The following is a 14,438-nucleotide window of genomic DNA, read 5'->3' as shown; positions in this document are numbered from 1 at the left end:
TACTACACCTCCATATCCTTGCCTTTGAAATTTCCCAAAGGATACGCTTCAATCATTTTTTCTTCAACCCACTTTAAAGCTTTAAGAGGACTCATTCCCCAATTTGTAGGACAGGAAGATAAAATTTCTACCATGGAAAAACCCTTATTTGCCATTTGAACTCTAAAAGCCTTTTCTATAGCCTTTTTTGTATTTTTAATATTTTTTATATTGTTAACAGAAGTTCTTTCAATAAAAGCTGCTCCTTCTAACGTTCCAAGAAGTTCAGAAACTTTTATGGGAAAGCCTTCTGTCTCTGACTTTCTTCCAAAGGGTGAAGTAGCTGTAACTTGATTTATCAATGTGGTAGGAGCCATCTGACCTGACGTCATTCCATATATAGCATTATTCACAAATATTGTGGTTATTTTTTCTCCCCTTGTAGCCGCATGTACTATTTCACTGGTGCCTATAGCTGCCAAATCACCATCTCCTTGGTAAGTGAATACTATATTATCAGGATTGGATCTCTTTACCCCTGTAGCTACCGCAGGTGCTCTGCCATGGGCAGCCTGTATAGTATCCCACCTAAAGTACTCGTAATTATTATAAGAACAACCAACAGGTGCCATTCCAACAATTTTACCTTCAATATCTAGTTCATCTACTACCTGAGCTATAATCCTGTGAATAATACCATGAGTACATCCAGGACAATAGTGCATAGGTGTGTCACTTAACGAACTTGGTTTTTTAAAAACTATAGCCATTTCCCACTTCCCCTTCCAATGTAAATTCCTAAAACTATTTTAATATCTCTTTTATCTTGTTTAAAATTTCAATTTCTTTAGGTATCATTCCACCCATTCTTCCATAAAAATGCACTGGTTTTTTACCTTCTACCGCTAACCTCACATCCTCTATCATTTGACCTGCATTCATCTCAACAGATAAAAATGCCTTTGGCGTTTGTGCATATTTTAAAAACTCATCTTTTGGAAACGGCCACAAAGAAATAGGTCTTATTAGTCCTACTTTTATTCCCTCTTTTTCAGCCTGCTTTACAACATTGCTTACTATTCTAGCTGCTGTTCCAAAAGCCGCAACAATAATATCAGCATTTTCACAGTTATAGCTTTCCACTCTGACCTCATTTTGTTCTATTTCCTTATATTTAGATTGAAGTTTTCTATTATGGTTTTCTAAAACCTCCGGGTTTATATATACAGAGGTTATAGTATTTTTCTCTCTTTTCATTTCTGTTCCTGTAGTAGCCCAAGGCTTTTCTACATTTAAAATATTTTCTACATCTTTATACTCGACTGTCTCCATCATTTGACCCAATATCCCATCACCCATTATCATTGCAATAGTTCTGTACCTATCTGCAATATTAAAAGCCTCAACTGTAAGTTCATATAGTTCCTGAATATTTGATGGTGCCAAAACAACCATTTTATAATCTCCATGACCGCCACCTTTTACTGCTTGAAAATAGTCACACTGTCCAGTCAATATTCCACCTAGTCCTGGACCACATCTAACAATGTTCACAACAACTGCTGGGAGTTCAGCACAGGCAATATACGATATACCTTCTTGCTTTAAACTTATCCCTGGACTTGAAGATGAAGTCATCACTCTTTTTCCAGCAGCTGCAGCACCATATACCATGTTTATAGCTGCAACTTCACTCTCAGCTTGAACAAAATTACCTCCAATTTCCGGCATTTTTTTTGCCATATAATGTGCTATTTCTGTCTGTGGCGTTATTGGATATCCAAAATAGCATCTACATCCTGCTCTCAAAGCTGCTTCTGCAATAACCTCATTACCTTTCATTAAATATTTTTCACCCATTTATATAGCTCCTTCTATTTTTCTAATAAACCATATATTAAAAATCTGTTTTATAAATTCTTGTCTATTTTTCAACTTCAATAACACAATCTGGACACATCATTGCACAAAAAGCACATCCAATGCACTTTTCCATATCTTCAATTTCAACAGGGTAAAAGCCTTTTAAATTCAATTTATCTTTTACTACAACAATTTTTTTAGGACACACTGAAATGCAAAGCTTGCACCCCTTACATCTGTTTTCATCAATAGTAACCTTAGCCATTTAACCCCCCCATTACTTATTATATTTGGTGTGCTTTGACCAAAAGCTATTTTTTTTATTATAAAACTCTTTATCTTTTTCTTCAAGCTGATCAATAAATTTGCTATACATACGCTTGTCTGATATATCGATATGGGTAATCTCAACTCCATATTTATTGCCTTTATCACTTGGCTTTTGCCTCTTTATAACACCTTCAAAACAAATTTTGTCTTTTGATGTAGTGTACAATTCAAAAAAGTATTTCTCTTGCTCTTGTAATAAACCATTCTTATCTATTTGTTCTTTTAAATATTCCTTTGCAATAAAAGCAACACCATCAATGCTAACATTAACTACTATTCCAAATAACCCTTTTTCATCATCCTTTTTCTTCTTTATAACAGAACATAGGTATACATCATATCTGTAACTTTTTCTTTTGTTTGAAAATCTATCTACATCATGTACTTTTATCGTTATGCTCTGAGGATTATCTAATTTTATTTTATTTACCCATCCTAACAATGTATATTCAAAATCATCTGTAGTATATTTACATTGCATAGTATCTCCTATCATAATAATGTTTTCAATATAATCTTTTTCCAGCCCAATATCTATTTCTATACTGTCTCTATCAAAAGAAAATATCAAATTGCTTACCCAGTTATTAGAATTGTAATGTTTTGTCTTTATTATATTACCTTCATTAAGAAACTCACTCAATATAACTTTATCTAGCATAAGTTTATCCTCCAATTAATCCCACGGTAACTTTATATACTTATTCAAAAACAAAACTTTGCTTTCTACAAGACTCTCTATGCCTCTTATATAATCATAAAAACCACTCACAAACACAATAGGAACATTCAGCTTCTCTGAAACTTTTTTTATTATCATATGACCATTCATAACATCGTCAACCGTAGTATTGTCTAGTAAATTTGTATTATTTATCAATCCGGTTATTTTTAAGCCAGATGCAACTTCTATTTCCTTTGCCATTTGCCTTATTTTTGAACTTGTATCTGTCATCTGCCTTTTTGTATTTATAACTAAATACATTTCATAGCCTTCACTTGATAATTCTTCATTATATCTTGCTAAAGCCCTAGCTCCTAATTCGTCTCCTCCTACATCAAAAACAACACTGCAACTTCTGTTTACAAATAATGAATTAATCTCCGATGAAAGAGCTGGAACATCTACATTTGTATTTGCATACATCGAAGAAACTACATTAATATTATTATCTGATAATAACTTTTTTGCATCCACAGCACGAAAATATGGATTAACTATATCAAAATCAACAACTGCTACTTTCTTTTTACACTTTGAGAGGCTTAATGCAAAATTTATAGAAATTTCTGATTTACCACTTCCAAAGTGTCCTGTAAAAATACTTATTCTTTTCTCCATATACACACCTTACCATAATTCTTCTTATTATTACATCTTATTTTAAGACTCCACCTTCTACAAGGTGGAGTTACTCTTATAATTTCTAGGTAGAGTATAATCTTAATCCTGATGTTTAGTTAGATAAAGCTAAACATTTTCGCTATATCCAATTAAATCTTTAATTACTTCACCTGCTATAATAAGCCCTACCACAGAAGGAACAAAGGATATACTACCTGGAATTTGTTTTCTTACATTACACTTTCTAGTTGTACCTTCAGGACAAACGCAACTGTCATTGCAACTTGAACTCTTTGTCTCAACAGGCTTAATAGGTTCTTCTTTTGAATACACCACTTTCAATGAAGCAATATTTCTTTTTCTAAGTTCTTTTCGCATTACTTTTGCTAAAGGACATACAGAAGTAGCAAAAACATCTGCAACCTCAAACTTTGTTGGATCCAGCTTGTTACCAGCGCCCATACTTGATATTACAGGTATATTCATCTTTTTTGCATTAACAACAAGATCAATTTTCCCTGTAACTGTATCTATTGCATCTATAATATAGTCATAATCACTATGTATGAGGCTATTTGCAGTTTCAGGTAAATAAAATTTCTGATAAACAGTCACTTCTGCTCTAGGATTTATCTCAAGTATCCTGTCTTTCATAACTTCAACCTTAGGTTTCCCAATGCTTTTTTTAGTAGCATGAATCTGCCTATTTATATTGGTAAGACAAACACAATCATCATCTATAAGAACAAGCTTCCCAACACCTGATCTTACTAATGCCTCCACTGCAAAAGTGCCTACCCCACCTATTCCAAAAACTGCAACTTTACAATTGTATAGTTTTTTAAGTGACTTTTCACCAATTAACAATTCCGTCCTCGAAAACTCATGAAGCATAAATACACCTTAATTATTATCCTTTTTTACAAACTTCAAACATTCTTTTTGCCAATATATCTGCTCTTTTTATTGCAAAATCATCTTTATCTGCTGGTTTATGAGCACATACACCATGATGTCCGCAATCATCTTCTACATATCCATCTCCAACAATCATCATTCCCTGAACAATCATCATATCGTGAAGTGCTTTTATTGTTGTCTCCTGACCTCCGTACTTAGAAGCACCAACTGTAACTCCTGCACCAACTGTATTATAAAGAGCTTTTTCTGACCTTAACTTTCTTGTCTTATCAAAAAATGATTTTAGTTGTCCACTAACAGTACCAAAATAAGATGGACTTCCAAATATTACACCATCAGCTTTTTTCAGTACTTCAAAAGCCTCTTCAAGCTTTGAATCCTTATAACATATACCTGAACATGGTGAACTGCAGGCAACGCAAAAATTGTGTTTTGCACTGTTTAATAATTCCTGTACATCATACACAACTGTCTCTGCACCTAATTCTTTTACCTTGTCAAGTACAGCATTAATTAAAACTTTAGTATTTCCACTTTTGTTTGGACTTCCATTTAAACCTACAATCAACAATTTAATCACTCCTATTTTCTAATATATTATCATATTGAAATAAAAGCTGCAAACACAGCTTTAATAAACGGGTGTATTTAATAAATGACATTCACCCTTAATAAACTTACTTTTTAATAATAAGTCTTTACTGTAATACTATTTATAAAACATATATCATATAACCTCTTTTCATTTTATATGTTTTGACTAAATACTTCAACTATAAAGATTATAAAAGTATCCATATATTTTCCGTACATTCACTAAATAGACTCATTATAAAAGTTCGAAAGCTTTTTAGCCTCCGAACTTTTATAATAAATCACTTTATTCACTCACTAATCTTTTTTTACACTTTCTATAAAATCTTTTATCTTTTTCTCATCCTTGTACTTATTTGTTTCAACGCCACTGCTTACATCCACTGCAAAAGGTTTTACCTCTTTTATTGCTTCGGAAATATTTCCTGTATTCAACCCTCCTGCCAGAATAATTTTTCCGATTTTTTTTGCCTGTTTTGCTATCTCCCAATCAAAAGTTTTGCCAACTCCCCCATAAATACCTTCAATATAAGCATCAAGAACAAAAGCATCTACATTATAGCAGGACATTTTTTTAATAGAATCTCCATCCTTTACCCTTATAGCTTTCCATACTTCAATTTCTTTTTTTTCTTTTAATTTTTTCTTTAAATTCTCTACATACTCATAGGTTTCATCTCCATGAAGCTGTATACAGTCAAGCTCTAAATCATATGCTGTCTCTGAAACCTTCAGCAAATCTTCATTTACGAAAACACCAACCGTCTTAATATCAGGCAAAAGTGATTTTTTTAGTTTACCTGCAAATTCAATTGAAATCCTACGCCTGCTTTTTGCAAAAATAAATCCAATATATTCAGGTAGATATCTATTTACATATTCTACATCTTCTTCTCTTCTCAATCCACATATTTTTACTTTTGTCATAAATTCACCGCTCTTAGTTCTTTAATTTTTTCATTTATAGAAGATGCTCTCATAAGCGTTTCACCAATTAAAACCGCATTAACCCCTAAGTCCTTTAAATATTTCATGTCTTCTAGTGTTTTTATACCGCTTTCACTTACTACTGCTCTATCATGAGGTATATAATTCATTAATTTTTCTGTCGTCTTTAAATTAACTTCAAAAGTTTTTAAATCTCTATTATTTATACCAATAATTTTTGCACCTGACTCTAAAGCCCTTTCAACCTCTTCTCTATCATGCACCTCAACTAGGCACTGCATATTAAGTATTTCTGCTACAATCTGAAATTTCCTTAGCTGTTCATCACTTAGTAGAGATACAATTAAAAGTATAGCATCAGCACCTAAGCACCTTGATTGATAAATTTGCCATAAATCTATTATAAAGTCTTTTCTCAAAACAGGTAACGCCATAGACTGTCTTATCTTTACAAGGTAATCATCATCTCCTAAGAAAAAGTTTTTTTCTGTAAGAACAGATATCGCCTGTACATTTGCTTCACCATACTCCTTAGCAATATCTAAAGCATTAAAATCTTCTTTTATAACTCCTTTTGAAGGAGACGCTTTTTTCACCTCAGCTATTATAGATATTTGATTGTCTTTTTTTAATGCACTGTAAAAATCAATTGTCTTGTGCATACCAGGTCTTAAAACCTTTTGTTTAAAACCCTCTATGGAAATTTTACTCATATCCTCTTTTAACTGTTTCTTTTTTTTATCAACAATTTTATCTAATATCATATTTTCCTCCTCACTTCACACTTTATTATTTAAATGAATTTGTACATTCTTTTAGTTCGTTTAATTTTTTCATCGCCTTGTTAGAATCAATTATTTTAGCTGCTAATTCAATTCCCTCTTCAATACTTTTTGCTACTTTTCCTACATACAGGGCTGCTGCAGAATTTAATACTACAATATCTCTTTTTTTGCCTTTTTCTCCTTTAAAAATAGATAAAATAATATCTGCATTTTCCTTTGCATCTCCACCTAGTAACTCTTCTTTCTTTGCTAGTTTAAAACCATACTCCTCTGGGTCAATATTATAATTTATAACCTTGCCATCTCTGACTTCTGACACTTTAGTCTTATCAGTTGTAGTTATTTCATCCATACCATCTAATCCATGAATAACCATTGCTCTTTGTACATTAAGATTTAACAAAACATTTGCAATTGGCTCTGTAAGTCTTTCATCAAAAACCCCCAGTACCTGCCCCTTTGCATTAGCAGGGTTTGTCAAAGGCCCTAATATGTTGAATATAGTTCTTATCCCCAGTTCTTTTCTAGGCCCTGCAGCATGCTTCATAGATTTATGAAAATGTGGGGCAAACATAAATCCTATCCCAACCTTTTCAATACATTCTTTTGATTTTTCTGGTGAAATATCTATATTGATACCTAACATTTCTAAGACGTCAGCACTACCACTTCTGCTAGATACAGATCTATTACCATGCTTGGCAACAGTAACTCCTCCTGCAGCTGCTACAAAAGCCGTTGCTGTTGATATATTAAAGGTGTTTGTTCCATCTCCACCTGTCCCACAAGTATCAATATAGTATTCAACCTGTGGGTTTATTCTGTCAGACTTTTCACGCATAACCTTTGCACACCCGGTAACCTCTTCTATTGTCTCACCTTTGATTCTAAGAGCTGTAATAAAGCTTCCTATTTGTGCTTGAGTTGCATTTCCACTCATAATACAATTTAAGGAGCTTACAACTTCTTGTTCTTTTAAATCTCTACCCTCAACCAGTTTTAATATAGACTCTTTTAACATAATGACTCTCCTCTCCACTCCACTCATCTCAATTAATCTTCGGCTTAAACTCTATGCTTCAAAAAATTTTTTAGTATTGCCCTTCCATAAGGGGTTAAAATAGATTCTGGATGAAACTGTATCCCAAAAACTGGATAACTTTCATGCTTAAGTCCCATCACTTCTCCATCTTCTGTCCTTGCAGTTACCTTTAAACTATCAGGTATTGTATCCTTCTCTACCGTTAAAGAATGATACCTTCCAACCTTCAGTTTTGACGGAAGTGATTTGAAAATACTACACTCTTTTATTATCTCTATCTCTGAAGCTTTTCCATGCATCAATTCTTTTGCATGAACAACCTTTCCCCCAAAGGCTTCAGCAATAGCTTGATGCCCTAAACAAACTCCCATCATAGGAATGTGTTCTCCCAGTTCTTTTACCAATTCTATAGATATTCCTGCATCTTTTGGAAATCCAGGCCCAGGAGAAATTATTATATGTGTAGGATTCTTTTTTCTTATCTCTTCAACAGTTATTTTATCATTTCTATATACCTCTATATGAGGAGAAATTTCGCCTATATATTGATAAAGGTTATACGTAAAAGAATCATAATTATCTATTATTAATATGTTATTTTTCACCTTATTTCACCAACTTCCTCTAAAGCCTTTAAAAGAGCACTTGCCTTGTTTATGCACTCTTCATATTCTTTTTCTGGAACTGAATCTGCAACTATGCCAGCTCCTGCCTGAACATATGCCTTTTTATCTTTGAATATCAAAGTTCTAATTGTTATACAACTGTCTAAGTTTCCATTAAAGCTAAGATAGCCTATAGCACCTCCATATGGCCCTCTTTTCACAGTTTCAAGCTCATCTATAATTTCCATAGCTCTGACTTTTGGAGCTCCTGATAGTGTTCCTGCCGGCAAAATAGACATCATTGCATCAAATGGAGTCTTATCTTCTCTAAGCTCTCCTGAAACATTAGTAACTATATGCATCACATGAGAATATCTCTCTATATGCATTAAGTTATTTACATTAACTGTACCATATTTTGAGACTCTCCCAATATCATTTCTTCCTAAATCAACTAACATAGTATGTTCGGATAATTCTTTTTGGTCTGATAAAAGATCCTTTTCAAGTTTTTCGTCTTGCTCTTTTGTCTCTCCTCTTTTTCTCGTTCCTGCAATAGGACAGGTTTCAACAGTTCCATCTTCCACTCTTGCAAGCATTTCAGGAGAAGATCCTACTATTCTGTAATCGTCAAATTTAAGATAATACATATACGGTGAAGGATTTATAATCCTAAGAACCCTATATACATTAAAAGGATCCTGTTCTGTCTCTACACATAGCCTTTGTGAAAGAACTACTTGAAAAATATCTCCATTACGGATATACTCTTTTGCTTTTAGTACATTTTCACAGTACAGCTCTTTTGATATGTTGCTTGTGTATTTAAAATTTTCCACCTTTTTTTCAAAATCCGGAGTAAAATTGTCAACTACTTTCCATCTTGTATCTAGAATTTCTCTATAAATACTCTTTATTCTATCTACAACACTGTTATAATCTCTGTCTATATTTCCTCCAACGTGTAAATTTACAATTATATGAATTTTTTGCTTTAGATGATCAAAAACTAAAACTTCATCTGTAAACATAAAATGACTTTCAGGAAGCTCTAAATCATCCTCTGGCACATCTTTAAGATTTTCATAATACCTTATAAGATCATACCCAAAAAAACCTACTGCTCCTCCATTAAACCTTGGAAAATTAGGAATAGTAGCCCCCTTATATTTGCTCATAAGTTTTCTTATAATTTCAACAGGATTACCTTCCTCTTCCTTTACCATACCACTTTTGTCTTCAATAATGGTTTTATCTTTAAAACTTTTAACTTTTAAAAAAGGATTTTTTCCGATAATAGAATAGCGAGCCCATTTTTCGCCTCCCTCAACACTTTCTAGCAAAAAACAGTAATCGCTGTCTTCAAATCTTTTAAAAAGACTTATTGGTGTTTCCATATCAGCATAAACTTCCATGGAAACTGGAATGATGTTGTATTTTTTTGCCAATTCTCTGGCAGAATCAATACTTGGACAAAACATAAAAAACGCCTCCTTTTCATAAGGAAGACATGAGATTGGTTTAAAATATTAGAACCCATAAAAACATCTAGTATCGCGACAAATCTAAAATTAAATTGCCTCATCTCATCTCTTCTCATCTCTTTTTTTCTCATTCTTTTCTCTTCTAAAAACTCTTCTCATCTATACATACTATCCTTTGACAAATATAATATGTCAAATAAATATATGCATATTTATATTGTACATATTATTATTATATAACACAAGTGCTATTTAGAAAAAATTTAAAGATTTGCTATAACAAAATATTATGGTAAAATAAAAACCATGATTAATTTAGGGGGATTTATAATGAGCAAATCAAAAATTATATTAAATAATGAAAGATTAAAAGTTGAAATAGACTATCCTGGAAATAACTATAAAGGTTCTCGTTTTGACTGGACAGGCTTTATTACAGAAATTTTACTTGATGACAAATACTCTTTTTGTACCAAAGAATCACTAGTTTCTGGCAAGGGTTCAGGTGGCATTGGACTCTGTAATGAATTTGGAATTCATACTCCTTTAGGATATACTTCTGCCAAACCTAAAGAAAAGTTTCCCAAACTTGGAATCGGGCTTTTGACAAGATCTGATGAATCTGACTATTTTTTCTTTGATAAATATGAAGTGTCTCCTTTTAATTTTATAATTTCAAAAAAATCAGACAGCATAACTTTTATAACAGAACCATCAGAATGCAATGGATATGCTGTGAAGATGACAAAGAAAATATCTATAAAAGACAATTTTCTTGTAATTGATTACCTGCTTGAAAACACTGGTAGCAAGGAAATTATAACAGAAGAGTACTGCCATAATTTTATATCAATTAACAAAAACCCTGTCGGTTCTGGATACATGCTAAATTTTCCGTATGATATAAATATAAAAGAAGTACCTGAAGTATTAACCTTTAATGAAAATAAAATATCACTAAATAAAAATCCAAAAAAAGATTTCCACTGTAACATTGAAGGCTTTAATGCTGTTGATAATCACTACTGGGAATTGGTTTTTGAGCCGTTAAAAACAGGTGTCAGAGAACATAGCAATTTCCCAGTTAAATCTGTAGCCCTTTGGGGAAATACTCATGTAATAAGCCCTGAAGTCTTTATAGATGTAAATATAAAACCTGGCAAGACCCAAAAATGGACAAGAAAATATGAATTCTTTACATATTAAAAAGTATGTAGCTTAATTATTGAGTTTTATAAAGATAAAAAAGGGGCTGTTGCACAGCCATTTATTTAATGCTTGTGCAGCAACCCCTTTTTTTATTAAATTTACTTTTTCTTGGCAATTTTAGCCCATGTATCTTTTAATGATACCGTTCTGTTAAATACCAAGGCATCTTCATTTGACTCAACGCTGTCAACACAGAAATATCCCAGCCTCATAAATTGAAACATATCTCCCGGTTTTGCATATTTAAGTCCAGGCTCAAGCTTACAGGAATCTAAAACTTTAACTGAATCCGGATTAATTTCATCAATAAAATCAACATCTTCATCAGAACCAGGCTCTTCAACATTAAATAATTGTTCATACAAACGTACTTTAGCATCCACTGCATGTTTTTTAGATACCCAGTGTATTGTTCCCTTTACCTTTCGGCCATCAGGTGAATTTCCACCTCTTGATTCTGGATCGTAAGTACAGTGAACTTCTATCACTTCTCCTGTATTTTCATCTTTTACTATGTCAGAACACTTTACAAAATATGCTCCTATAAGTCTTACTTCCCTTTCAGGAGTTAGCCTAAAGTACTTCTTTGGAGGATCTTCACGAAAATCATCCCTCTCTATATATATAACTTTTGAAAAAGGCACCTTTCTTTTTCCCGAATCAGGATCCTTTGGATTGTTTGTAACTTCAAACTCCTCAACCATATCTTCAGGATAATTATCTATAACTACTTTAAGTGGGTCTAATATTCCCATAACTCTTTTTGCTTTCATATTCAATTCTTCTCTTATACAATGTTCTAGAAGTGCTATTTCAACCATGCTGTGGCTTTTGGCAACGCCAATTCTAGAACAAAAATCTCTTATTGAAGCAGGAGTATATCCTCTTCTTCTAAGAGCTGATATTGTAGGCATTCTAGGGTCACCCCACCCATCTACATGCCCTTCTTCTACAAGCTTTAAAAGCTTTCTCTTACTTAATACAGTATGACTTATATTAAGTCTTGCAAACTCAATCTGCCTTGTCTTGCACTCCATATCCAACTTTTCTATAAGCCAATTATATAAAGGTCTATGATCCTCAAATTCAAGTGTACAGATAGAGTGTGTAATACCTTCATGAGAATCAGAAAGAGGATGTGCAAAATCATACATTGGATATACACACCACTTTTCCCCTGTTCTATGATGATTTGCCCTCATTATTCTGTAAATAACAGGATCTCTCATATTAAGGTTTGGAGATGCCATATCAATTTTAGCTCTTAAAACCTTAGACCCATCTTTAAATTCGCCATTTTTCATTTTCAAAAATAATTCAAGATTTTCATCAATTGAACGCTCTCTATAAGGACTGTTTTTTCCTGGTTCAGTTAATGTTCCCCTATACTCTCTTATTTCATCAGCATTTAAATCACATACATATGCCTTGCCCATTTTTATTAATTTTACAGCACATTCATAAAGCATATCAAAATAATCTGATGCATAGTACAGTCTGTCTTCCCAATCAGCTCCAAGCCATTTTACATCTCTAATAATGGATTCTACGTATTCATCTTCTTCTTTACTTGGATTAGTATCATCAAACCTTAAATTAAACTTACCATTATTCTTTACAGCCATTCCATGATTTAGACAAATTGACTTGGCATGTCCAATGTGAAGATATCCATTTGGCTCAGGTGGAAATCTTGTATGTACCCTCTTGCCAAACTTGTTTTCTTCATTATCTTTATCAATAATATCCTGAATAAAGTTAGAAAATTTTTCTTCTTCATCAGAAGCATTTAGTCTGTTTTTTTCTTCATCTTTTATACTCATTTTTTTATATTCTCCTCCCATAAAAAATTATAAACTATATCATTTATTATAAACAATTTTTAATATGCTTCATCAATTTTTTTCCCCTTAAACACCCACAATTTATATCCTAAAAAATTTACAGTCTGAGATATAACTATAACAAAAAGTTTTGCTATCATTTCATAAATTTCAAAGTAGTCTACCAATATTCTCAGTGCTATCAATGTTGTAGATAGAGAAATCAAGTTGATTGTTACAAACTTTATTAGTTGACTTTTTGTATTAGTTTTTGCTCCCCTAAATGTCCAAATTCTGTTTAACATAAAACTATTTGCAATACCACATGCATATCCTGCCACTTGAGCTATCATGTAGTTTATAGACAGTATATTTATGCTAATCCAAAAAACTGCTACATCCACAAAAGTATTGCTGACACCAACTAAACCAAATTTTATTAATTGCATATTTAGCAAATTAGTTATCAATTTTTTAACCTTGCCCAAGCTGGAAACTTTAACCTCTTTCATAAATAACCTTCTTCATAATAATAATAAAAACACTAAAATTATATCTTAAAATTTAACTATAATCAAATAACTTTATTAACATAACAAAATCTGTTGAACCTTCAGAATTTTGTCCTCGAGAATGCAAGTTATTTCTAAGGCATTGCTTGCAATGGCTAAGAAATAATATTTGATTCTCTTCGCCCAAAATCTGTTGAACCTTCAGAATTTTGTTCTCGAGAATGCAAGTTATTTCTAAGGCATTGCTAAGTTACTCCAGCTTAAAATAATTGCAGGTTCTTCGTACCAGTTATTGCTATCACTTGGAGCTTTCTCAATTATAACTTTCTCATGCATAGGATCTGCCTGTATCCACTTGTCATTTCCTATATATGCCATTGTATGTAAGCCGTTTTCTGTTACCATTATATCACCTTCTCTAATCATACTGTGATCAAATTGATTTAAACCTTCAACAGAAATAATTGAAACAAAAAGATCTTCGTAACCATCTTCCATTACTCTAGTTGAAAAGTCATTGACCCACAGATAAACAGCTTTTCTTATATATTGAGGACTAAAATTTTTAGCACCTAATTTTACATATGCATCAATTAATCCTCTTCTAACCAAACCAGAACAGTCTATTCCTCTAATACTCTCTCCACCCCATAAATATTCTGTTCCTTCATATCTTTTTAAAGCTTCTACATACTCATTTCGCACAATATCTCTTTCTACACTTTTGCCATCAAAAAAAAGCATGAACACTGTAGCTAATGCTAAAAATATAAGAAATCCTTTATAAACTTTAAATTGCCAAAAAACAACTGTACACAATACCAAAATAGCAATTAAATCTGCTAAAATTATAATATTTACAATTGTTCTGTTTATAGGATACATAATTAAGCCAATAAGCAACGCAATTAAAGCTAAAATCATAAATGCTGCAACAAAAACTTTAACTTTCTGTAATTTCCCCTTTTCAAAAGCGAGCATAATCACCTTTCCTTTCC

16 protein-coding genes are annotated in these 14,438 nt (G+C 32.3%); 1 reads left to right on the top strand and 15 read right to left on the bottom strand.

Going from position 1 to position 14,438, the window contains the following annotated elements; genetic code table 11:
- Nucleotides 1-2: 2 nt before the first annotated feature.
- The 12 genes from RBH29_RS10240 to trpE form a co-directional block, all read right to left on the bottom strand.
- A complete protein-coding gene (locus RBH29_RS10240; protein WP_306696721.1) occupies nucleotides 3-749 on the bottom strand; it encodes a thiamine pyrophosphate-dependent enzyme in 747 nt (248 codons plus the stop codon).
- Nucleotides 750-783: 34 nt separating this feature from the next.
- Nucleotides 784-1,839 carry a 3-methyl-2-oxobutanoate dehydrogenase subunit VorB gene (locus RBH29_RS10235; RefSeq protein WP_306696720.1) on the bottom strand — a complete coding sequence of 352 codons (1,056 nt, stop codon included), beginning with the start codon at nucleotides 1,837-1,839 and terminating at the stop codon, nucleotides 784-786.
- A gap of 64 nt (nucleotides 1,840-1,903) precedes the next feature.
- Complete coding sequence (locus tag RBH29_RS10230; RefSeq protein WP_306696719.1) at nucleotides 1,904-2,107, bottom strand: 4Fe-4S dicluster domain-containing protein; 204 nt, start codon at nucleotides 2,105-2,107, stop codon at nucleotides 1,904-1,906.
- A gap of 12 nt (nucleotides 2,108-2,119) precedes the next feature.
- Nucleotides 2,120-2,833 carry a PilZ domain-containing protein gene (locus tag RBH29_RS10225; RefSeq protein ID WP_306696718.1) on the bottom strand — a complete coding sequence of 238 codons (714 nt, stop codon included), beginning with the start codon at nucleotides 2,831-2,833 and terminating at the stop codon, nucleotides 2,120-2,122.
- Nucleotides 2,834-2,848: 15 nt separating this feature from the next.
- Nucleotides 2,849-3,514 (bottom strand): nucleotide-binding protein, encoded by a 666-nt coding sequence (locus tag RBH29_RS10220; RefSeq protein ID WP_306696717.1) that lies wholly within the window; start codon nucleotides 3,512-3,514, stop codon nucleotides 2,849-2,851.
- A gap of 129 nt (nucleotides 3,515-3,643) precedes the next feature.
- The gene (locus RBH29_RS10215) at nucleotides 3,644-4,411 is read right to left on the bottom strand and encodes a tRNA threonylcarbamoyladenosine dehydratase (RefSeq protein WP_306696716.1); all 768 of its coding nucleotides are present in this window, start codon (nucleotides 4,409-4,411) and stop codon (nucleotides 3,644-3,646) included.
- Nucleotides 4,412-4,427: 16 nt separating this feature from the next.
- The gene (locus tag RBH29_RS10210; RefSeq protein WP_306696715.1) at nucleotides 4,428-5,009 is read right to left on the bottom strand and encodes a flavodoxin family protein; all 582 of its coding nucleotides are present in this window, start codon (nucleotides 5,007-5,009) and stop codon (nucleotides 4,428-4,430) included.
- Nucleotides 5,010-5,329: 320 nt separating this feature from the next.
- Nucleotides 5,330-5,959, bottom strand: a complete 630-nt coding sequence (locus RBH29_RS10205; protein WP_306696714.1) for a phosphoribosylanthranilate isomerase — start codon at nucleotides 5,957-5,959, stop codon at nucleotides 5,330-5,332.
- Entirely contained in the window at nucleotides 5,956-6,744 is a 789-nt protein-coding gene (gene trpC, locus RBH29_RS10200; protein WP_306696713.1) for an indole-3-glycerol phosphate synthase TrpC, read from the bottom strand. Before trpC ends, RBH29_RS10205 begins: the two co-directional genes overlap by 4 nt.
- Nucleotides 6,745-6,769: 25 nt before the next feature.
- Nucleotides 6,770-7,786: an anthranilate phosphoribosyltransferase gene (gene trpD, locus RBH29_RS10195; protein ID WP_306696712.1), complete on the bottom strand. Its 1,017-nt coding sequence runs from the start codon at nucleotides 7,784-7,786 to the stop codon at nucleotides 6,770-6,772.
- A 44-nt stretch (nucleotides 7,787-7,830) separates the two neighbouring features.
- Complete coding sequence (locus RBH29_RS10190) at nucleotides 7,831-8,412, bottom strand: anthranilate synthase component II (RefSeq protein ID WP_306696711.1); 582 nt, start codon at nucleotides 8,410-8,412, stop codon at nucleotides 7,831-7,833.
- The gene (gene trpE, locus RBH29_RS10185; protein WP_306696710.1) at nucleotides 8,409-9,893 is read right to left on the bottom strand and encodes an anthranilate synthase component I; all 1,485 of its coding nucleotides are present in this window, start codon (nucleotides 9,891-9,893) and stop codon (nucleotides 8,409-8,411) included. The genes RBH29_RS10190 and trpE overlap by 4 nt, the downstream gene beginning before the upstream one ends.
- 333 nt (nucleotides 9,894-10,226) lie before the next feature.
- On the opposite strand from trpE, the gene RBH29_RS10180 reads away from it, so the two are divergent.
- Nucleotides 10,227-11,102 carry a hypothetical protein gene (locus tag RBH29_RS10180; RefSeq protein ID WP_306696709.1) on the top strand — a complete coding sequence of 292 codons (876 nt, stop codon included), beginning with the start codon at nucleotides 10,227-10,229 and terminating at the stop codon, nucleotides 11,100-11,102.
- A 101-nt stretch (nucleotides 11,103-11,203) separates the two neighbouring features.
- Here the strand turns inward: RBH29_RS10180 and RBH29_RS10175 are convergent, their stop codons facing one another.
- From RBH29_RS10175 to RBH29_RS10165, 3 genes are all read right to left on the bottom strand, one after another.
- Nucleotides 11,204-12,928, bottom strand: a complete 1,725-nt coding sequence (locus RBH29_RS10175) for a glutamine--tRNA ligase/YqeY domain fusion protein (RefSeq protein ID WP_306696708.1) — start codon at nucleotides 12,926-12,928, stop codon at nucleotides 11,204-11,206.
- Between the two features lie 59 nt (nucleotides 12,929-12,987).
- Complete coding sequence (locus RBH29_RS10170) at nucleotides 12,988-13,440, bottom strand: GtrA family protein (RefSeq protein WP_306696707.1); 453 nt, start codon at nucleotides 13,438-13,440, stop codon at nucleotides 12,988-12,990.
- 234 nt (nucleotides 13,441-13,674) lie between these two features.
- Nucleotides 13,675-14,421, bottom strand: a complete 747-nt coding sequence (locus RBH29_RS10165; RefSeq protein ID WP_306696706.1) for an NlpC/P60 family protein — start codon at nucleotides 14,419-14,421, stop codon at nucleotides 13,675-13,677.
- Nucleotides 14,422-14,438 lie beyond the last annotated feature (17 nt).

Origin of the sequence: Herbivorax alkaliphila, assembly GCF_030848475.1 — a bacterium.
GTDB lineage: Bacteria > Bacillota > Clostridia > Acetivibrionales > Acetivibrionaceae > Herbivorax.
This window is presented reverse-complemented; position numbering and strand designations above follow the sequence as displayed.

Coding starts and splice junctions, on each gene's coding strand:
- RBH29_RS10240 (WP_306696721.1), bottom strand. CDS start 749: ATGGCTATAGTTTTTAAAAAACCAAGTTCGTTAAGTGACACACCTATG.
- RBH29_RS10235 (WP_306696720.1), bottom strand. CDS start 1,839: ATGGGTGAAAAATATTTAATGAAAGGTAATGAGGTTATTGCAGAAGCA.
- RBH29_RS10230 (WP_306696719.1), bottom strand. CDS start 2,107: ATGGCTAAGGTTACTATTGATGAAAACAGATGTAAGGGGTGCAAGCTT.
- RBH29_RS10225 (WP_306696718.1), bottom strand. CDS start 2,833: ATGCTAGATAAAGTTATATTGAGTGAGTTTCTTAATGAAGGTAATATA.
- RBH29_RS10220 (WP_306696717.1), bottom strand. CDS start 3,514: ATGGAGAAAAGAATAAGTATTTTTACAGGACACTTTGGAAGTGGTAAA.
- RBH29_RS10215 (WP_306696716.1), bottom strand. CDS start 4,411: ATGCTTCATGAGTTTTCGAGGACGGAATTGTTAATTGGTGAAAAGTCA.
- RBH29_RS10205 (WP_306696714.1), bottom strand. CDS start 5,959: ATGACAAAAGTAAAAATATGTGGATTGAGAAGAGAAGAAGATGTAGAA.
- trpC (WP_306696713.1), bottom strand. CDS start 6,744: ATGATATTAGATAAAATTGTTGATAAAAAAAAGAAACAGTTAAAAGAG.
- trpD (WP_306696712.1), bottom strand. CDS start 7,786: ATGTTAAAAGAGTCTATATTAAAACTGGTTGAGGGTAGAGATTTAAAA.
- trpE (WP_306696710.1), bottom strand. CDS start 9,893: ATGTTTTGTCCAAGTATTGATTCTGCCAGAGAATTGGCAAAAAAATAC.
- RBH29_RS10180 (WP_306696709.1), top strand. CDS start 10,227: ATGAGCAAATCAAAAATTATATTAAATAATGAAAGATTAAAAGTTGAA.
- RBH29_RS10175 (WP_306696708.1), bottom strand. CDS start 12,928: ATGAGTATAAAAGATGAAGAAAAAAACAGACTAAATGCTTCTGATGAA.
- RBH29_RS10170 (WP_306696707.1), bottom strand. CDS start 13,440: ATGAAAGAGGTTAAAGTTTCCAGCTTGGGCAAGGTTAAAAAATTGATA.
- RBH29_RS10165 (WP_306696706.1), bottom strand. CDS start 14,421: ATGCTCGCTTTTGAAAAGGGGAAATTACAGAAAGTTAAAGTTTTTGTT.